17 protein-coding genes are annotated in these 17875 nt (G+C 64.7%); 9 read left to right on the top strand and 8 right to left on the bottom strand.

The window, feature by feature from the left end:
• Window positions 1-6: 6 nt before the first annotated feature.
• Window positions 7-723, bottom strand: coding sequence for a DUF1045 domain-containing protein (locus BUE39_RS03705; RefSeq protein ID WP_073427306.1), 717 nt, complete (start codon window positions 721-723; stop codon window positions 7-9).
• Window positions 720-1478 carry a phosphonate metabolism transcriptional regulator PhnF gene (gene phnF, locus BUE39_RS03700; RefSeq protein WP_073427305.1) on the bottom strand — a complete coding sequence of 253 codons (759 nt, stop codon included), beginning with the start codon at window positions 1476-1478 and terminating at the stop codon, window positions 720-722. Before phnF ends, BUE39_RS03705 begins: the two co-directional genes overlap by 4 nt.
• Window positions 1479-1637: 159 nt before the next feature.
• On the opposite strand from phnF, the gene phnG reads away from it, so the two are divergent.
• Genes phnG through BUE39_RS03665 form a run of 7 tightly spaced genes read left to right on the top strand, consistent with a single transcriptional unit; the run spans window position 1638 to window position 7548 of the window.
• Complete coding sequence (phnG, locus tag BUE39_RS03695) at window positions 1638-2123, top strand: phosphonate C-P lyase system protein PhnG (protein ID WP_073427304.1); 486 nt, start codon at window positions 1638-1640, stop codon at window positions 2121-2123.
• Window positions 2123-2746 carry a phosphonate C-P lyase system protein PhnH gene (phnH, locus tag BUE39_RS03690; RefSeq protein ID WP_073427303.1) on the top strand — a complete coding sequence of 208 codons (624 nt, stop codon included), beginning with the start codon at window positions 2123-2125 and terminating at the stop codon, window positions 2744-2746. The genes phnG and phnH overlap by 1 nt, the downstream gene beginning before the upstream one ends.
• Window positions 2746-3891 carry a carbon-phosphorus lyase complex subunit gene (locus BUE39_RS03685; protein WP_073427302.1) on the top strand — a complete coding sequence of 382 codons (1146 nt, stop codon included), beginning with the start codon at window positions 2746-2748 and terminating at the stop codon, window positions 3889-3891. Before phnH ends, BUE39_RS03685 begins: the two co-directional genes overlap by 1 nt.
• Complete coding sequence (locus tag BUE39_RS03680) at window positions 3888-4829, top strand: alpha-D-ribose 1-methylphosphonate 5-phosphate C-P-lyase PhnJ (RefSeq protein WP_073427301.1); 942 nt, start codon at window positions 3888-3890, stop codon at window positions 4827-4829. The genes BUE39_RS03685 and BUE39_RS03680 overlap by 4 nt, the downstream gene beginning before the upstream one ends.
• On the top strand, window positions 4826-5596 hold the full coding sequence (gene phnK, locus BUE39_RS03675) for a phosphonate C-P lyase system protein PhnK (protein WP_073427300.1): 771 nt from the start codon (window positions 4826-4828) through the stop codon (window positions 5594-5596). The genes BUE39_RS03680 and phnK overlap by 4 nt, the downstream gene beginning before the upstream one ends.
• 8 nt (window positions 5597-5604) lie before the next feature.
• The gene (phnL, locus tag BUE39_RS03670; protein WP_073427299.1) at window positions 5605-6357 is read left to right on the top strand and encodes a phosphonate C-P lyase system protein PhnL; all 753 of its coding nucleotides are present in this window, start codon (window positions 5605-5607) and stop codon (window positions 6355-6357) included.
• A gap of 57 nt (window positions 6358-6414) precedes the next feature.
• Window positions 6415-7548 (top strand): alpha-D-ribose 1-methylphosphonate 5-triphosphate diphosphatase, encoded by a 1134-nt coding sequence (locus BUE39_RS03665; RefSeq protein WP_073427298.1) that lies wholly within the window; start codon window positions 6415-6417, stop codon window positions 7546-7548.
• Between the two features lie 56 nt (window positions 7549-7604).
• Here BUE39_RS03665 and BUE39_RS03660 read toward each other — a convergent pair whose 3' ends face one another.
• From BUE39_RS03660 to manD, 4 genes are all read right to left on the bottom strand, one after another.
• Window positions 7605-8441, bottom strand: coding sequence for a GntR family transcriptional regulator (locus BUE39_RS03660; RefSeq protein ID WP_083082934.1), 837 nt, complete (start codon window positions 8439-8441; stop codon window positions 7605-7607).
• Between the two features lie 92 nt (window positions 8442-8533).
• Window positions 8534-9826, bottom strand: coding sequence for an MFS transporter (locus tag BUE39_RS03655; protein WP_073427297.1), 1293 nt, complete (start codon window positions 9824-9826; stop codon window positions 8534-8536).
• Between the two features lie 105 nt (window positions 9827-9931).
• The gene (locus BUE39_RS03650; RefSeq protein ID WP_073427296.1) at window positions 9932-10978 is read right to left on the bottom strand and encodes an L-idonate 5-dehydrogenase; all 1047 of its coding nucleotides are present in this window, start codon (window positions 10976-10978) and stop codon (window positions 9932-9934) included.
• A gap of 99 nt (window positions 10979-11077) precedes the next feature.
• Window positions 11078-12286 (bottom strand): D-mannonate dehydratase ManD, encoded by a 1209-nt coding sequence (gene manD, locus BUE39_RS03645; RefSeq protein ID WP_073427295.1) that lies wholly within the window; start codon window positions 12284-12286, stop codon window positions 11078-11080.
• 237 nt (window positions 12287-12523) lie between these two features.
• On the opposite strand from manD, the gene BUE39_RS03640 reads away from it, so the two are divergent.
• A complete protein-coding gene (locus BUE39_RS03640) occupies window positions 12524-14014 on the top strand; it encodes a mannitol dehydrogenase family protein (RefSeq protein WP_073427294.1) in 1491 nt (496 codons plus the stop codon).
• Window positions 14015-14032: 18 nt separating this feature from the next.
• On the opposite strand, the gene BUE39_RS03635 is transcribed toward BUE39_RS03640, so the two are convergent.
• Both BUE39_RS03635 and BUE39_RS03630 read right to left on the bottom strand, forming a co-directional pair.
• The gene (locus BUE39_RS03635) at window positions 14033-15847 is read right to left on the bottom strand and encodes a GGDEF domain-containing protein (protein ID WP_073427293.1); all 1815 of its coding nucleotides are present in this window, start codon (window positions 15845-15847) and stop codon (window positions 14033-14035) included.
• Complete coding sequence (locus BUE39_RS03630) at window positions 15847-16917, bottom strand: extracellular solute-binding protein (protein ID WP_412534840.1); 1071 nt, start codon at window positions 16915-16917, stop codon at window positions 15847-15849. Before BUE39_RS03630 ends, BUE39_RS03635 begins: the two co-directional genes overlap by 1 nt.
• 399 nt (window positions 16918-17316) lie before the next feature.
• Here BUE39_RS03630 and BUE39_RS03625 point away from each other — a divergent pair, with 399 nt between their 5' ends.
• Complete coding sequence (locus BUE39_RS03625) at window positions 17317-17640, top strand: hypothetical protein (RefSeq protein WP_235004797.1); 324 nt, start codon at window positions 17317-17319, stop codon at window positions 17638-17640.
• Window positions 17641-17875 lie beyond the last annotated feature (235 nt).

Raw genomic sequence — 17875 nt, 5'->3', positions numbered from 1 at the left:
GTTATTTCACCTCGCGGGTCTGAACGGCACGCGCTGCCACAACACGAACGGCTCGCCTGCCGCCGGTTCGACGAAAAGCGCGGCGTGGTCGATCGAAAGCGGCCCGAGCACCGGCGTTTGCGCCTGCCACCAAGCCACCAGCGTCGCGCGCTCATCGGTGTCGGCGAGCGAACCGGATAGCGTCATGTGAAAACGGAATTCGTCCAGCACATACGGATAACCCCATTCGATCAGCAACGCGCGTTGCCGTTCGCTCAACGGCGCGGCGAACCGGCGCGCGAGATCGGCGGCGGATGGCCGCGCGCGCAGTGCGTCGAGCGTGTGCAATGCGCTGGCGGCGACGGCGCGCAGGTTCGCCTCGCCTTGCTGATCGGCGGGACGCAGCGCGACGAAATCGCCGAGCATCGCCGCTTCCACCGGCAGCATGAAGGGACTTTGCGTCTCCGCCCATGCGCGCGTTGCGTCCAGCACGTTCTGTTGCGTGACGCCGTCGGCGAGCCGAAAGGGAGCGACGAGCGTGCCGTGCCAACCATAGCGGCGCGGCGCTTCCGTCAACTCTTGCAGCGGACGCGTCAAGCCTTGCGGCTGCGGCGGCTCGCACGGCTCGCCGCTTTCCGCGTCGCGGCCGAGCCACGTTGAGCCGGCGCGCCACCATGCCGACTCACGCGACGGCGCGTAATACACGGCAAAACGCGCGCCCTTGTTCCACGCCGCGCCGCTCATACGTCGTGCTCCACCAGCAGTTGCACGCGGTCCGCGGCGAAATGCGTGAAGCCGTATTTGACCGGCGTGCCTTGCAGATCCACGTCGACGTTCTCGACCCACAACACCGGCTGCTGCCGGTTGATGTTCAAACGCCGCGCCACCTCTGGATCGGGCAGCACGCTGCCGATACGGCTCCACTTGCGCAGGTAGTCGTTCACGCCGAATTCGGCCATCGACCTGGTGATACTGCCGGTACGTTCGAGCACAGCGGGCAAGTCGGCAAAACGCGTGGCGGGATACCAGTTGCGCGCGAACGTGATCGGCACGCCGTCCGACTCGTGCAGCGATTCGATCCGGTAAACCGGCGCACCGGCGCGCAGGCCCAGCGCCTTCGCGACAGTCGGCTCGGCCTTCACACGCACGGCCGATAACATCTTGCCCGCCGCCGCATGATTCTGCTGACGCAAGTTTTCTGTGAAGCGCGTGCGTCGGCCAATCGAATAGTCGATCGCGCCGGGTTGCACGAAGGTGCCGCGCCCCTGCTCGACGCTGATGAGTCCCGATGCGGCAAGACCCAGCATGGCCCGGCGCACGGTGTGCCGGTTCACGTCGAAGCGTTTCGCCAGTTCCCCCTCGCTCGGCAAGCGCCCTTCTTCTCCGAAACCGCTGGCGGCGATTTCGGCGGCCAGAATCTGCTCGATCTGCCGCCAGACGGCAACGCCCGCGCCGCGTTCGAGCGTCGTGCCCGGCGTCGCGCTGTCGTTCGATGTCATGGTGCTGTCATTCCCCTGGGTTCAAATATTCGCCATGACGTGCATTGTAGTGCGCAAGCGGTGATGGAAATATGAAACGTCGATGTACGCGCATAGACGTCTAGACGTTTAGATGAATAAGTGGTCAAATGAGCACTCGCTGGATCAACAGGACATTCGATGAGCGCCACTTCCGCCTCGCCTTCCTCCGCCATGCGGCGCGCCTGGATGGCCGTGCTGGCCCGCACGCCGCGCGCCGATCTCGAAGCCGCATTCGAGCGCGCGTTGCAAGGCGTGGCCGTCCCCTCGTACGACTGGCTGCGTCCTCCTGAAATCGGCCTCGCGATGGTGCGCGGCCGCGTCGGCGGCAGCGGCGATCCGTTCAATCTCGGCGAAGCCACCGTCACGCGCGCCACGCTGCGTTTGCGCGTGGCGGGCAATGCCGCGCCGGCCGTCGGCGTCGCGTGTCATCTGGGCCGCGACCGCCGCCGCGCCGAACTGGCCGCGCTGGCCGATGCGTTGCTGCAAACGCCCGAGCATCACGCGGCCTTGCATCGGCAGTTGATCGAGCCGTTCGCAGCGCGGCAGGCGGCTCTGCGCGCCGAGCGGCGGCGAGACGCCGCGGCCACGCGCGTGGAATTCTTCACGATGGTCCGGGGCGAATGATGGAAAACTCGCGAATGGCATTGGCCGCCTCATTAGCTGAATTGACGCCGGGTTTCGCGGACCCTGTCCACGATACGCAAGCGGTATTCCGCACGCTGCTCGACGCGTTGTCGCGACCGGGCACGGTCGGTGTCATCGAAAACGTCTTGCCTGACGCGCGGGCGACGCGCGCCGAGTTCGCCGCATTTGCCGCGCTGCTGACGCTATGCGACTACGCCACGCCCGTATGGCTCGCGCAACCGGATGCGGCGCTGGCTTCCGCATTGCGCTTTCATACCGGCGCGCCGCTCGCCGACGAAGCCGCGCAAGCCGCCTTCGCGTATATCCACGACGCCGACACGATGCCGGCGCTCGAACGCTTCGCACTCGGTTCAGCGGAATCGCCTGAACAGTCGGCGACGTTGCTGATCCGCGTGGACGCGCTAACAGACGGAACGCCGATCGTATTGAGCGGCCCCGGCATTCAGCACACGCAGACCATCGCGCCCGTCGGACTACCCGAGCGTTTCTGGCGCGAACGCGCGGCCCTCGCGCCGCTCTTTCCGTGCGGCGTCGATTGCTATCTGCTTTGCGGCGCCGAGTTGATCGGCCTGCCGCGCACAACTCAAGCGAAGGTGAACTGATGTACGTTGCCGTCAAGGGTGGAGAGCGCGCCATTGAAGCGTCGTGGCGTCTGCTCGATAAAGCGCGCCGCGGCGACACGCGGCTCGCCGAACTCAGCGCCGCGCAGATTCGCGAGCAATTGCGCCTCGCCGTCGCGCGCGTGATGACCGAGGGCTCGGTCTACGATGAAGAACTCGCCGCACTCGCGATCAAGCAGGCCGCCGGCGATCTGGTCGAAGCGATCTTCCTGTTGCGCGCCTACCGCACCACGCTGCCGCGTTTCGGCTATACGCAGGCGATCGATACCGAGGCGATGCAGGTGGAGCGCCGCATTTCGGCCACGTTCAAGGACGTCCCCGGCGGCCAGTTGCTGAGCGCGACTTACGATTACACGCAGCGTCTGCTGGATTTCGCGTTGCTCGCCGAAGGCCACGCCGCGACGGATACGGGTTCAAGCCCTGCCTGTTCACTGCAAGCACCACCGCCCGAAACGGAGACGATGCCGCGCGTCGTCACGCTGCTCGACAACGAAGGTCTGATCGAACAGGAACGCCCCACGCCGGACGCGCCGCAACCGCACGATCTGACGCGTGAACCGCTCGCCTTTCCCGCGAGCCGCGCCACGCGCTTGCAGAATCTCGCGCGCGGCGACGAAGGCTTCCTGCTTGCGATGGGTTACGCGACACAGCGCGGCTACGCGAACTCGCATCCGTTTGCGGGCGAGATACGCTTCGGCACGATTGCCGTTGAAATGGAACTCGACGAATTGGGCGAATCGGTTGAGATCGGCGACATCGACGTTACCGAATGCCAGATGATCAACCAGTTTGCCGGCAGCAGCGAGGTGCCGCCCACGTTCACGCAAGGGTATGGACTTGCATTCGGCCACTCGGAGCGCAAGGCGATGGCGATGGCGCTGGTGGATCGCGCGTTGCGTGCCGAGGAACTCGGCGAAACGCTCGGCTCGCCGACGCAAGACATCGAATTCATGCTCTCGCATAGCGATAACGTCGAGGCGTCCGGCTTCGTTCAGCATCTGAAACTGCCGCACTATGTCGACTTTCAGTCGGAGCTGGAACTCGTGCGGCGCTTGCGAGCGCGGCACGCCACGCGCGATCAGGGTGAAAGCGTGAACGGATCGAACGATCAGGAGCAGGCAGCATGAACGCGCCCGACTCGATTCATGCCGCCGCGTCATACGACAGCGCCGCGCATGGCTACAACTTCGCCTACCTCGACGAACAGACCAAGCGCATGCTGCGCCGCGCGTTGCTCAAAGCGGTGGCCGTACCCGGTTATCAGGTGCCGTTCGCGTCGCGTGAGATGCCGTTGCCGTTCGGCTGGGGCACGGGCGGCATTCAGGTCACCGCGGCGATCATCGGCAGGCGCGACACGCTGAAGGTCATCGACCAGGGCTCCGACGAAACCACCAACGCGGTCAACATCCGCCGTTTCTTCGCTCGCACGACCGGCGTGGCGACCACACGGCGCACCATCGAAGCGACGATCATCCAGACACGTCACCGCATTCCCGAAGCGCCGCTCACCGACAAGCAGATTCTGGTCTATCAGGTGCCGATGCCCGAACCGCTATTCCGGCTGGAGCCGCGCGTCGCCGAATGCAAGAAGCTGCATGCGCTCGCCGATTACGGCCTGATCAGCGTGAAGCTGTACGAGGACATCGTGCATCACGGCAGCATCGCTACCACCTACGATTACCCGGTGATCGTCAACAACCGCTATCTGACTTCGCCCTCGCCGATCCCGAAGTTCGACAACCCGAAGCTGCATATGAACCCCGCGCTGCAATTGTTCGGCGCCGGCCGCGAACGGCGCATTCATGCCATTCCGCCCTATACGCCGGTGCGCAGTCTCGACTTCGACGATCATCCGTTCGAGGTGCAGCAATGGCAACATGCGTGCGCGCTGTGCGGATCGACGGAAAGTTTCCTCGACGAAATGATCGTCGACGATGCGGGCAAACGCATGTTCGTCTGCTCGGATAGCGACTACTGCCACGAACGCCGCGGCGATCGCGAATTCGCGCTGCCCGCGTCCGAAGCGCCCGAAGCATCTGATGCGCGCGAAGGAGAATCCGCATGACGCCGCTGTTGAGCGCGCGCGCGCTGAGCAAACAATACGGCGGCCGCAACGGTTGCAGGAACGTCAGCTTCGATCTGTATCCGGGCGAGGTGCTGTGCATCGTCGGCGAATCGGGCTCGGGCAAGACCACGCTGCTGAATACGCTCGCATTGAAAACCGCGGCCGATGGCGGCTCGCTCCATTACACCGCCACGCATGGTGAGAAGCTCGATCTGCTGGCTTTGTCGGAACCGCGCCGGCGTCTGCTGATGCGCACCGAGTGGGGCTTCGTGCAGCAGAACCCGCGCGACGGATTGCGCAGCGGCGTCTCGGCCGGCGCGAATATCGGCGAGCCGCTGATGGCCGTCGGCGCGCGCCACTATGGCGATATCCGCCAGGCGGCGACGCAATGGATGGAGCGCGTCGAACTCGATGCCTCGCGTATCGACGAATTCCCCGCCGCGTTTTCGGGCGGCATGCAGCAGCGTTTGCAGATCGCGCGCAATCTCGTCACCGCGCCGCGCCTCGTTTTCATGGATGAACCCACGGCGGGGCTCGACGTGTCGGTGCAGGCGCGTCTGCTCGATCTGCTGCGCACGCTGACGTCCACGCTGCATCTGTCGGTGCTGATCGTCACGCATGACATCGGCGTGGCGCGCTTGCTCGCGCATCGTCTGATGGTCATGCAAGGCGGTGAAGTGGTCGAGGCGGGATTGACCGATCAGGTGCTCGACGATCCGCAGCACCCTTACACGCAAACGCTGGTTTCCTCGGTTCTGCCGGTTTGAGGCTCACAATGCGATCCATCGAAACAGGCGCGCACTCGCAGCCATTCATCGACAACCGCGCGTTGATGCTGCGCGCCGTCGACCTCGGCAAGACCTTCACGCTGCACGGCCAGGGCGGCGTGCGGATCGAAGCGCTCACGGGCGTCTCGCTCGATGTCGAGCGCGGCGAATGCGTGGTGCTGGTCGGACCTTCCGGCGCGGGCAAGAGTACGCTGCTGCGCTGCCTGTACGGCAATTACCTCGCAAGCCGCGGCTCGATTGCGATTCGCGACGCGGCGAACGATGGGCAACCGGTGTCGCTGACCGGCGCTGAACCGCACGACGTATTGCGTCTGCGCCGCGCGGTGGTGGGCTACGTGAGCCAGTTTCTGCGCGTGATTCCGCGCGTGCCGACGCTCACGCTGGTCGCCGAGCCGCTGCTCTCGCGCGGTGTGGCGCAAGACGAGGCGCGGGCGCGCGCCGCTGCGCTGCTCGCCCGGCTGAACGTGCCCGAGCGGTTGTGGACGCTCGCGCCCGCCACCTTCTCGGGCGGCGAGCAACAGCGCGTGAACATTGCGCGCGGCTTGATCGCGGAGCATCCGCTCCTGCTGCTCGATGAACCCACCGCCTCGCTCGACGCGGAGAATCGCGACGTGGTCGCGGATCTGATCGTCGAGGCGCGCGAGCGCGGCGCGGCGATCGTCGGCATCTTTCATGATGAAGATACGCGCCACAAGGTCGCCACGCGCCGTCTCGAACTGAGGCCGCCCCTGCGTCAGTGAGCGGCATCAAACGGTACTACACTGGCATTCAAAACGGACTGACCACGGAGCCACTCGATGTTGATCAGAAACGCTCGCATCGTGACGCGAGATGAAGTTTTCACCGGCATGATCCGCGTCGAGCACGGCGTGATTCGCGACGTCGAGCGCGGCACGACCACGGCGCTCGAAGCGGAAGATTGGGACGGCGATTATCTGTTGCCGGGCCTGATCGAATTGCACACGGATAACCTTGAGAAGCATCTCGCGCCGCGTCCGGGCGTGCAATGGAACACCGATGCCGCCTTCGTGATTCACGACGCGCAAGTGGCGGCCGCCGGCATCACCACCGTGTTCGACGCGCTCGCCATCGGTTCGCGTTCGAACGTCGGCCTGCGTGGCCGCGATCTGCAAACGCAATGCGCCGAGGCGCTCACGCGCTTTTCCGAGCGCAATCTGCTGCGCGCCGAACACTTTCTGCATCTGCGCTGTGAAATCGCCACCGCCGACGTGGTGGAAGTATTCGATTCGTTATGCGCGCATCCGCTGCTGCGGCTCGCCTCGGTGATGGATCACACGCCCGGTCAGCGTCAGTGGCATGACCGCGAGCAATGGCGCCGCTTTCAGGAACGCGACGGCAAGCTGAGCGACGAACACGTCGCGACCGCGCTCGCCGAACTGTCGATCGAGCAGGAGCGCTATGCCGACGCGCATCGCCGCGAGATCGTCGCGCGCTGCAAGCAACTCGGCATTCCGGTCGCGAGCCACGACGACACGTTGATCGAGCACGTCGAACAGGCGAGAGCCGAAGGCATCGTGCTCGCCGAATTCCCGACCACGCGCATCGCCGCGCAAGCGGCGCGCGAGCACGGCATTTCGACCATCATGGGTGCGCCGAACATCGTGCGCGGCGGCTCGCATTCGGGCAACGTGTCGGCGCTCGAACTGGCGCGAGCCGGCCTGCTCGACATCCTCTCGTCGGATTACGTGCCGTCCAGTTTGCTGACCGCCGTGTTCGAACTCGTCGACAAGGCCGGCTGGAGTTTGCCGCGCGCGATGGCGACGGTCTCCGCCGAACCGGCGCGCACCGCCGGCTTGCAGGATCGCGGCGCGATCGAACCGGGCTTGCGCGCGGACTTCGTGCGCGTGACGATGCTCGGCGCGTTGCCGGTGCCGCGCGCGACTTATCGCGCCGGCGCACGGATCGTTTGACGCGTTGGAGCAGGGAGCGTGGTTTTGCGGCGCATGACTTGACGCCACGCGTTCGATCAGATCGACAGCGGCACGCGCTCCGGCTCATCCGCTTCGAACCACGCGGGGTTGCGCTCGGCAATCGGCCCGAGCGACGTCAGAATCTCGCGCAGATGGCGGCGCATCGCATCTTCAGCCGCGGCCGGATCGTGCGCGCGCAGGCCGGCGAGAATCTTCGCGTGCTGCTTGATCAGCAGATCGAGCGGCGACACGTCGGGCAGGCTCAGATAGCGCACCCGGTCCATTTGCGCCTTGATGTCCTGAATCGTTTCCCAAGCGGCCGTGCAGTCGATGGCCTGGGCGATCGCGTAATGAAACGCCTCGTCGAGCGCGAGGAATGCGGCGGTGTCGTTCGATTTCGCGGCGAGCTTCTGGTCACGAAGGTTGTCGGCGAGCGCCTGCAACTGCGCGTCGGTGATCGAAACGGCCGCCTTGCGCACCACCGCGGTCTCGATCGCCTCGCGAATGAAGCGGCCTTCGCGCACCTGGCGCGGCGAAATGCGCTTAACGAAGGTGCCGCGTTGCGGCAGCACCTGCAACACGCCAGCTTCGACCAGTTTGATGAACGCCTCCCGCACGGGCTGCCGCGACACCTGAAACATGTCGGACACTTCCTTCTCCGAAAGCGGCGTGCCCGGCACCATCTGTCCGACGAAAATCGCCTGCCGCAATGCGCGGAAAATCTGCTTGCCGATCGGCTCGTGCGTATCGAAAGAAACGTTGGCAGTGAGATCGGGCAGGGTGGCACGCGCGCCTGCCTGCACGCTCGACCGGCGTCGTGTGCGAGGCGCGGCGCCAGGCGTTGCATTGGCGGAAACAGAAGGCTTGGCGGCGTGGACGTTCTTGGTCGGCATGTCGAAACAGCGAAAAGCGGCGAGTGATTTCAAGTGGGACGTTGCGCGCCGCGAACATTCATTCCGTGGTTTCGCGCGAACGTCGCACCATACTACCATGCACTTTTCATGCTCAACGCACCGGCGCGCGGCTCGCGAATCCATACCAGCGAACACAGCGCGCCGAGCACCGCAATCGCGCCCGCCAGCACGAACGCACTGCCATAAGCGCCATGCGTCGCCTCGACGATGAAGCCCGTCACCGCGGGTCCGATCACGCCGGCCAGATTGGCCAGCAGATGCACGAAGCCGCCCGCGCCGCCCACGTGTTCGCGCGGCACGGTGTCCTGAATCACCGCCCAATACACGGCGCCCGTCACATACAGGAAGAAGATCGATACCGACATCAGCGCAACCGCGCTCTGTGTGCTGGCGACACGGCCGGCCAGCGCGACGCATACCGCCGCGGCGCCGAGGCAGGTACTCAGCACGAGCTTGCGCGAGAGCAGCGGCTTGCCCGTTAGGCGCAGGATGAAGTCCGAGATGAAGCCGCCGGACGCGAGCCCCACGCTGCCGAGCACCCAGGGAATCACCGTCGCGATGCTCATGTCGCGCAGGCTCAGGTGATGCGCCTCGGTCAGATACGTGGGAAACCACGACAGAAAGAAGAACAGCACGTAGTTATACGAGAAGAATGCGAAGGCGGTCGCGAGAATGATCGGCTTGCGCAGGAAGTGGCCAAGGCCGAGCTTCGCGCCGTCCGCCGAATGGGCGATCACATGTTCGTCCGCCTGGCCCGCGCGGATGAGTTCCGCCTCGCGCGGCGTCACGCGCGCGTTTTCATGCGGATGTTCGGTGGTCGTCGCGGCCCACACGACGAGCCATACGAGTCCCAGCAGCATGATCGCGACGAAGGCCCAACGCCAGCCGAACTGCACCGCCATGAAACCGACCACCGGCCCCGCCAGCGCGCCGCCGAGCGGCGTGCCGGAACTGATCACGCCGATCGCGCTCGCCACTTCCCTGCGCGGGAACCAGTTGTTGACCATCTTGCTGTTGGACGAGCTGAACGGCCCCTCGCCCATGCCGAACAACACGCGCAGCACGATCAACGAACCGATGCCGGTCGCGAGCGCAGTCGCGCCGCAGAACACCGACCACACGCCCATCGCGGTGCCGAACACGCGTTTCGCACCGATCTTGTCGGACAACACGCCACCGACGAAATTGAACAGCGCATAGCCGACGAAAAAGCTGCTGAACACGATGCCCATTTGCGCATGCGAGAAGTTCAGGTCTTTCTGGATCAACGGCGCCGCGATCGACAACGCGGCGCGGTCGAGATAATTGATGACGCCGGCCAGAAACAGCAGCGCGACGACGAACCAGCGTTGACTCTTGATCATTGGGTGTCTCCTTCAGTTCGCCTCTTCACGGGCGTTTGAACGGCTTGATGATGTGATTCGCCGTGCAAGGCATCGCCAACGCAATGCCTGTGCAAGCGCCGGGACTCAGTCGAAGTTCAGATGCACCTTCATCGACTGCGCGCGGTCGAGCGCCACTTCGAATGCGTGATTCGCCTCGTTCATCGCGAAGGCATGCGTCATCAACGGCCGCAAGTCGATCTTGCCGGAAGCGATTTCGTCGGCGGCAATCGCGTATTCGCCGGTGAAGCGAAACGAGCCTTGATAGCGGAGTTCCTTGGACATCACCAGGTTCGCCGCCACCGGCGATTGACCGGCCGGCAGATTGCCGACCTGAATCACCGTGCCGCCCGCGCGCGCCGAGCGCAGCGCCGTATCGAGACCGGCGGGACTGCCTGACGCTTCGATGACGACGTCGAATGTGCCGCGCTCCGCGGACCAGGGGTCGATCGTGGCGGTGTCCGCGGCGTTCACGGCCTCGTCCGCGCCGAGTTGCCGGGCGACCTGCAAGGCCCGGTCCGACAGATCGAGCGCGACCACGCGGTGCGCGCCGGCGCGGCGCGCGACCGTCAGCAGAATGCCGCCGATCGGACCGCAGCCGACCACGAGCACGCTCGCGCCCACCAGCGAACCGGCCTGCTTCACCGCATGCAGCGCGACGGCGAGCGGTTCGGCCATCGAGGCCTGAGCGAAGTCGACGCCGTCCGGCACGGGCACGCACTGCCGCGCCGCCACGACGATGTATTGACGGAACATGCCCTGCGTGTGCGGAAAGGTCGAGGCGCTGCCCATGAAGCGCATGTTCAGGCAGTGGTTCGGCATCCCGCTCACGCAGAAGCGGCAAGTTCCGCAAGCCAGCCCCGGATTCACGGCGACACGTTGGCCTCGCGTCAAGCGACTCTCCGCGCTCACGCCCTCGCCGAGCGAATCGATCTCGCCCGCTACTTCGTGACCGAGCACGAAGGGCTCGCGCACCGCGAAATCACCGCTCTTGCCTTTGAAGTAGTAGGACAGGTCGGAACCGCAAATGCCGCCGGCGCGCACTCGCACCCGCACCTGGCCTTTGCCGGGTTCGGGCGGATCGACTTCGTCGATGCGGATCAGTTTGGGTTCGTGAAGCACGGCTGCGAGCATGGTGGACTCCGAATCGCAAAAGGTGGCGCGTTCAATACCGCGAGAGAAGAAGATGACGAGGGCGTGAAGGCTATGAGCGGGTTACTCGAACGGGTCGGCTCACCAGTTCCACAACGTCCCGTCCTCGAGACGCGCCACCGGCAGATACGCCGGGTCGTACGGATAACGGGCGGCCACCGCTTCGTCGATGTCGACGCCGTGGCCGGGCGCCTCGCCGGGATGCATCATGCCCTTGTCGAAGCGCCATGCATGCGGGAACACGTCGAGCGCTTCCTTGGGAAAGCCCATGTACTCCTGCACGCCGAAATTCGGCACCCACAGATCGAAATGCAACGCCGCGCCCATGCACACCGGCGACAAATCCGACGGCCCGTGACAACCGGTGCGCACCTGATACAGCGAAGCGAAATCAGCGATACGCCGCAGATGCGTGATGCCGCCCGCGTGCGTCAAGGTCGCGCGAATGTAGTCGATCAACTGCTCCTCGATCAACTGCTTGCAATCCCAGATGCTGTTGAACACCTCGCCCACCGCGATCGGCGTGACCGTGTGCTCGCGAATCAACCGGAAACCGGCCTGATTTTCAGCGGGCGTGGGATCCTCCATCCAGAAGAGGCGATACGGTTCGACCGCTTTGCCGAGGCGCGCGGCTTCGATCGGCGTCAAGCGGTGGTGCACGTCATGCAGCAAATGCGTGTCGAAGCCGAATTTGTCGCGCACGGCCTCGAACAGCTTCGGCACGAAGTCGAGATACTTTTCCGACGACCAGCTCTGCTCCTCGACCGCGCCCTTGGTGGCCGGCTCGTACATGCCGCTGCCTTTCGACACGCCGTACACCGAGCGCATGTTCGGCACGCCGCTTTGAATGCGAATGGCCTGGTAGCCGGCCTCGATATGTTCGGCGTAACGGTCGAGCGCTTCGGGAATGTCGCGGCCGGTGGCATGGCCGTACACCATCACGCCCTCGCGCGACGCGCCGCCGAGCAGCTTGTAGAGCGGCATGCCCGTCACCTTGCCGAGAATGTCCCACAGCGCCATGTCCACCGCGGCGATCGCCGTCATCGTGACGGGACCGCGGCGCCAGTACGCGCCCTTGTAGAGATACTGCCAGGTGTCCTCGATCCGGCCGGGGTCGCGGCCGATCAGAAGCGGGCACACGTGGTCTTTCAGATACGATGCGACCGCCAGTTCGCGGCCGTTCAGCGTGGCGTCGCCGATACCGTGCACGCCTTCGTCCGTGACGATTTTCAGCGTGACGAAATTGCGGCCGGGGCACGTGACGATCACGTCGGCGCGAACGATTTTCATGACATCCTTCCTTGCAGAAACGAGTTGCGAAACGTGCCGGACGTGCTGAACGCACGGCATGCAACTCGCGGTTTTCGTGACGGTTCCGAACAGCGGCCCAGATGAAAAACAACCTTGCCGATGCTGTCCGGCGTCGTTTGAACAATGCTACCATACAAGTATTGCTAATCGTCAAATCAGGGTTTTCCCGCTGCACGACGTTATTCCCAGCTTTTTTCACACGACGGATTTCCTTCCATGCCCTCGCCAGCCAACTTGCCTCGCCTCACCCGCTCCGTATTGCCGGCACTGCAAACGCATGTGCTTTCTCCTCGATGGCGCGAGCCGGCAATCGGCATCGTTCATCTGGGCATCGGCAATTTCCATCGCGCGCATCAGGCGCTCTATACGGAAGAAGCGATGCTGGCGGCGGGCGGCGAATGGGGTATTTGCGGCGTGACGCTGCAAGGCGACGTCGGCAAGCGCGACGCGCTGATGGAACAGCAGGGTTTGTACAGCGTCGTCGAACGCGGTCCCGGCGGCGCACGGGTCACGGTCGTGCGCGCCCTGCGCGAGGTGCTGGCGATGCCGCACGATCACGCGGCGCTATTCGGGCGCCTCGCCGATCCATTGGTGCGGATCGTCTCGCTCACCGTCACGGAAAAGGGCTATTGCCGCGACGCGAAAACCGGCGACGTCGCGCTCGACGATCCGGGGGTCGCACACGATCTCGCTCATCCGCTCGCGCCGCGCACAGTGCCCGGCATTCTCGTCGCGGCATTGCGCGCGCGGCGCGACGCCGCCGACGGCCAGCCGTTCACCGTGCTTTCGTGCGACAACCTCGCACACAATGGCGCGGCGCTGCGCCAGGTGGTCTGTTCGTTCGCGCGGCGAGTCGATGCGGCGCTGGCCGACTGGATCGCCGCCGAAGTCGCGTTTCCGTCAACGATGGTCGATCGCATCGTGCCGGCCACCACCGACGCCGAGCGCGCCACCGTCGCCGAGCAACTCGGCTATCGGGACGCGGCGCCCGTACCGTGCGAGCCGTTCAGGCAATGGGTGATCGAGGATCGTTTCCCGGCGGGACGTCCCGCGTGGGACGCTGTCGGCGCGCAACTCGTCGACGACGTCACGCCGTTCGAACTGGCGAAACTGCGCATGCTGAACGGCACGCATTCGACGCTGGCATATCTCTCGATGCTGGGCGGCTTCGCCACCATCGACGCCGCGATCGCGGACCCCGCCATGCACAAGCTCATTCACGCGATGATGACGCAGGAAATCGCGCCTACACTCACCCTGCCCGCGTCGTTCGATGTCGCCGGCTATCGGGACGCCTTGCTGGCGCGTTACGCCAACCCCGCGCTCAAGCATCGTTGCGCGCAGATTGCAATGGATGGCAGCCAGAAGATTCCGCCGCGCCTGCTCGCCACGATCGAGGCGAGAATCGACGCGGGAGAGCCGTTCGCGCGTCTCGCGCTGGCGGTAGCGGCATGGATGACGTTCTTGCGCGGCCATGCGGACGACGGCACGCGCTACGAGATCGGCGATCCGCTCGCGGATGAATTGAAGGCGCTCGCCGCCTCCGCGCAAGGCGAACCGCAAGCGCTGATGAACGCGCTGCTGTCCGTGCGCGACGTGTTTCCGGCACAGCTCGCCGCGCGCCCCGAGTTCAGAACGGCGCTGCAAGGAGCGTTGCAATTGCTGCGGAAAAACGGAGCGCGTCGCGCCGTTGCCGCCATGCAATGAAGCGCGACCGCGCTCGCGTCACGCCAGCGGCTCGGCCTCGTGCCCTTCTGTGGCCCCTTCGCTCGCCTGCGCCCGCGCCTGTTCGAGTTGTTCGAGCCGGCGCGCTTCGAGCAGATCCTGGTAACGCAAATAGGCGCACCGTCCGCCGGATTTAGCCGCGTACATCGCCGCGTCGGCGTTGAGCAGCAGTTCCTCCGCCGTGCCGCTGTCGTCGGGGAACTGACTGATGCCGATACTCGCGCCCACCGCCATGTTGTGCCCATCCATCAGCAGTTCCTCGTTCAGCGTGTCCACGATGCGCGAGGCGATTGCCGGCGCCGCTTCCGCGGCACGCGGTCCCTCGATCAGCACGATGAATTCGTCGCCGCCGAGCCGCGCCACCACGTCGGCGGTGCAGAGCACCTGCTTCAGCCGGCGCGCCACGACCACCAGCACCTTGTCGCCGACGGAGTGCCCGAACTGGTCGTTGATCTGCTTGAAACGGTCGAGGTCGACGAACAGCACCGCGAGACTTTCCTGACGCCGCGCCGCTTCCTCGATCGCGTTCTCGAGCTTCTGCATGAACAGCATGCGGTTCGGCAATCCCGTCAGCCCGTCGTGCGTGGCGAGATGCACGAGTTCAGTCTGCTTGTTATGGAGCGTGTCCATTTGCGACTTGATCTCGCGGCGCAGACGATCGAAGCAGCGCGCCAGCACGCCGATCTCGTCGGTACGCTTGAGCGGCAGCGTTTCCATCGCGTGCTCGGCGAACAGATGCGTGGCCGCGTACGCGAGAATGTGCAACGGCTTGGTGAGCGCGCGGGCGAACAGAATCGCGAGCAGCACCGCCAATGCGCTGAACACGAGCACCATGCGAATGATCCGGTTGCCGAGCAGATCGGCGTCGGACAATACGTCCTCGAGCGGCTTGGCGAGACCCAGCACGATGAAGCGGTTGCCTTCGGACGCGCCGAACGGCCTGCGCACGAACGAGAGCACCTGCCCCGCCGCCTGCCGCGGATACGTCAGGCCGTTCACCAGCACTTCGCTTTGCGACTGCTCGAAGAGCGGCTTGGTCACCGAGAAACTGTCCTGCATCAGCACGCGCCGGCCCTTGTCGAAGCCGAAGGTTTTCGAACTGTCGGGATGCACGAGGAAATCGCCCCATTCGTTCGCGAGATACACCTGATAGTCGCTCGGCAAATCGCTCTGCAAGCGTTTGAGCAAGCCGGCCAGATCGACGTCGATCACGACGACGCCTACCACCTGCCCCCTCCCGTTCGCCACCGGCGTGCCGAGCCGCAGCGTCGGCCTGTTTTCGGCGGCATGGGCGCCGTACTCGTGATTGACCGAGATCGGCGACGCGTACAGGCGGCCGGGCGAGAACGCGAGCGTGTCGAAAACGTAGGCGAACTGGCCTTTTTCCTGCAGCCGGTTGCCCTCGACCCGCACGAGGCCGTCGGCGTCGCGGTCAAAACGGATCAGTTCGAGCCCGTAATGCTGACGGGTAATCAGGCGAATCTGCAGATAGTCGGGATGATGGACCATGAAGCTCGAATACACCTGCGCGAGCCGTTCGCGCGCCGCATTCTCGCCGAGCCCGTCGTCGGTCTGGGCGATCTCCGCCGAGGACGGCATGCCCGCGAGCACCAGCGCGTCGGCGCCGATGTCGTCGATCGCGACGGAAAAGCGCTGCCCCAGCAGTTCCGTCGAGGTCAGCAGGCTGCGCCCGGCTTCGTTCACCAGCATCGCGCGGTTGGCGCGATACGCGTAATAGCCGGTCGCGCCGGACGCGATCACGCCGATGCACGCGAGCAGCACCGATAACTTGAACGTTAAGCCTGGGCGTATCATCAAAAACGCTCCGACCGGTCTCCGGACACGATTCGGGTCCACAGTTCCTCGCGCCGCTGGATATCTTCCACCGGGCCGATCCACATGATGCGTGCGTTAGCGTTGTTGTCCACGGGCGCCGTCAACGTGTTGGCGAGTCCCTGGCGTTGCGGCAACAACCCGCTGACTTCCGGTTCGAGCATGTAATCGATCCATGCGAGCGCGAGCGTGCGATCCGAGGCCGAGCGCGTCATCGCCCAGCAATCCAGCCACGCAAGCACGCCTTCGTCGGGAATCACATAGCCCACATCCGCGCCCGCGCGGCGCAGCAATTCGACCTGCTGCGTGCCGTAATTGCCGAACATCAACGCGACCTTGTGCTCGATGAAGAACGCGGTCGCCTCTTCCGGCAACGTGTAGTAGGTGAGCAGATTGCGGCGCAGCGCGATGAGCTTCTGGGTAATCACGCGCATCTGCGCGGCGTCGAGCTGAAACGGATGCGCGTAGCCGAGCGCCAATGCGGTAAACGAGAAATTGTGCTGCGCGCTATTGAAGTCCAGCACCTTGCCGCGATAGCGCGGGTTCCACAATTCGAGCATCGAGCGCGGCGCGACGGGGATCTGCTTGCGGTCGTAAATCAGCCCCATCGACGAATACGTGAATGGGATGCCGTACACCTGGCCCGCCGAGGTGAGCCCCTCGATCGACGACAACGCCTGGAAACGCGGCAACTGTCTTTTCGTGTTCGGCAGGCTCGCGAGGTCGAGCGGGGCCAGCAGATTGGCGCGCGTATAGCGCTGGATTTCGGCGGTATTGGCGGCGAGCACGTCGAAAGGCGGCGTGTCTTTCGCGTGCATCTGGGCCCACAGCGCCTCGTCGGAATCCACCATCGTGACTTCCACTTTCGCCTGGTAGCGGGCCTCGAAACCGCGCACCACGTCGGCGTCCGCATAGCCCGGCCAGGCGAGCACGCGCAGCACTCTGTCGCCGGCCGCGACCGGCCCTGCGAGCAGCAGCCCGCAGCAGAAAACCGCCGTGATCAGAAGCGCCGGACCTGCGCGAAAAACGGCTTGGCGAAGCGCGCACGGCATGAGGAGTCGCCCACGAACGGACCGTATGCCGCAGCGCATCTCATCTGCCATCGAAATCATGTGCATATGCAACACCGTTTAGCAGAAGGCCGTTTGGACGAGCGCGGCAGAACCCGCGGCGCTTGGCTGCGGGGCGCGTTGCTCGATGACTTTCTTCAGACAGATGCACTCGTTATGCTGCGTTGTGAGCGCGGGGAGCATCGATGATAGCGCCAAGCAATGCGTTTTTTGGTTTTTGGCGTCGCCGGAGTCCGAAAAACACGTTCCGGCGTGATTTAACAAACGCGCTCATCTCTATTTAACGGCAATCGGTGTGAAATCTTTAATGGCCGGTGGCCGATTAAAACGCGTGCGGCGCTGCAACTCAAGAACCCGCGCGCCGCTGCCGATAACGATGACTTGCCCCGACCCGCCGCCGGCGGCTGTCGGCGGACCGCGAAGCACGGCCTGCCCGGCGGGCAATTGAAGGTGAAACCGATGATGCGCTTGAGGAAAACAGACTGGATGCTGGTGCTCGTCGTGGCCGGATCGATTGCGGGCTTCGGCAACTGGCTCCAGGGCGAAATGAACCGCGCATCACTCGCGCGCGTTCAGCGTCAGGCAGAAGACTCGCGCGGCGTCTGCGCGGGGATGAGCACACGAGACGCGGAGATGATGGACAAGGGCGAACTCTGGTGCGGCAGCATCGACCCCGCACGCGCGGATTCCTTCAGTAAGGAGTAGCCGCGCTGGTTGATCGACTCGTAGCCGGGCCACGGCCGGCGAGCCAATTGCATTACTAACGCATTACAACGCAACGCACAGCGCGGCACGCGGCCGGAGCCGCGATCCAATTCGCTTAAACCACGCACTGCGGCGGCGCCCTCCGCCCACCCCTGCACAACCCGGCTTTAGAAGCTATCCTCGTGCGCCATCCGGTGTTTCACTAGCTACCCAATTTTTTTGAACTGATAAGCTT

This window comes from Paraburkholderia terricola (genome assembly GCF_900142195.1).
GTDB classification, from domain to species: Bacteria; Pseudomonadota; Gammaproteobacteria; order Burkholderiales; family Burkholderiaceae; genus Paraburkholderia; species Paraburkholderia terricola.
Note: the sequence above shows the minus strand (reverse complement) of the source record. Positions and strands in the feature narration are given on the sequence as shown.

Coding starts and splice junctions, on each gene's coding strand:
- BUE39_RS03705 (WP_073427306.1), bottom strand. CDS start 723: ATGAGCGGCGCGGCGTGGAACAAGGGCGCGCGTTTTGCCGTGTATTAC.
- phnF (WP_073427305.1), bottom strand. CDS start 1,478: ATGACATCGAACGACAGCGCGACGCCGGGCACGACGCTCGAACGCGGC.
- phnG (WP_073427304.1), top strand. CDS start 1,638: ATGAGCGCCACTTCCGCCTCGCCTTCCTCCGCCATGCGGCGCGCCTGG.
- phnH (WP_073427303.1), top strand. CDS start 2,123: ATGGAAAACTCGCGAATGGCATTGGCCGCCTCATTAGCTGAATTGACG.
- BUE39_RS03685 (WP_073427302.1), top strand. CDS start 2,746: ATGTACGTTGCCGTCAAGGGTGGAGAGCGCGCCATTGAAGCGTCGTGG.
- BUE39_RS03680 (WP_073427301.1), top strand. CDS start 3,888: ATGAACGCGCCCGACTCGATTCATGCCGCCGCGTCATACGACAGCGCC.
- phnK (WP_073427300.1), top strand. CDS start 4,826: ATGACGCCGCTGTTGAGCGCGCGCGCGCTGAGCAAACAATACGGCGGC.
- phnL (WP_073427299.1), top strand. CDS start 5,605: ATGCGATCCATCGAAACAGGCGCGCACTCGCAGCCATTCATCGACAAC.
- BUE39_RS03665 (WP_073427298.1), top strand. CDS start 6,415: ATGTTGATCAGAAACGCTCGCATCGTGACGCGAGATGAAGTTTTCACC.
- BUE39_RS03660 (WP_083082934.1), bottom strand. CDS start 8,441: ATGCCGACCAAGAACGTCCACGCCGCCAAGCCTTCTGTTTCCGCCAAT.
- BUE39_RS03655 (WP_073427297.1), bottom strand. CDS start 9,826: ATGATCAAGAGTCAACGCTGGTTCGTCGTCGCGCTGCTGTTTCTGGCC.
- BUE39_RS03650 (WP_073427296.1), bottom strand. CDS start 10,978: ATGCTCGCAGCCGTGCTTCACGAACCCAAACTGATCCGCATCGACGAA.
- manD (WP_073427295.1), bottom strand. CDS start 12,286: ATGAAAATCGTTCGCGCCGACGTGATCGTCACGTGCCCCGGCCGCAAT.
- BUE39_RS03640 (WP_073427294.1), top strand. CDS start 12,524: ATGCCCTCGCCAGCCAACTTGCCTCGCCTCACCCGCTCCGTATTGCCG.
- BUE39_RS03635 (WP_073427293.1), bottom strand. CDS start 15,847: ATGATACGCCCAGGCTTAACGTTCAAGTTATCGGTGCTGCTCGCGTGC.
- BUE39_RS03630 (WP_412534840.1), bottom strand. CDS start 16,917: ATGCCGTGCGCGCTTCGCCAAGCCGTTTTTCGCGCAGGTCCGGCGCTT.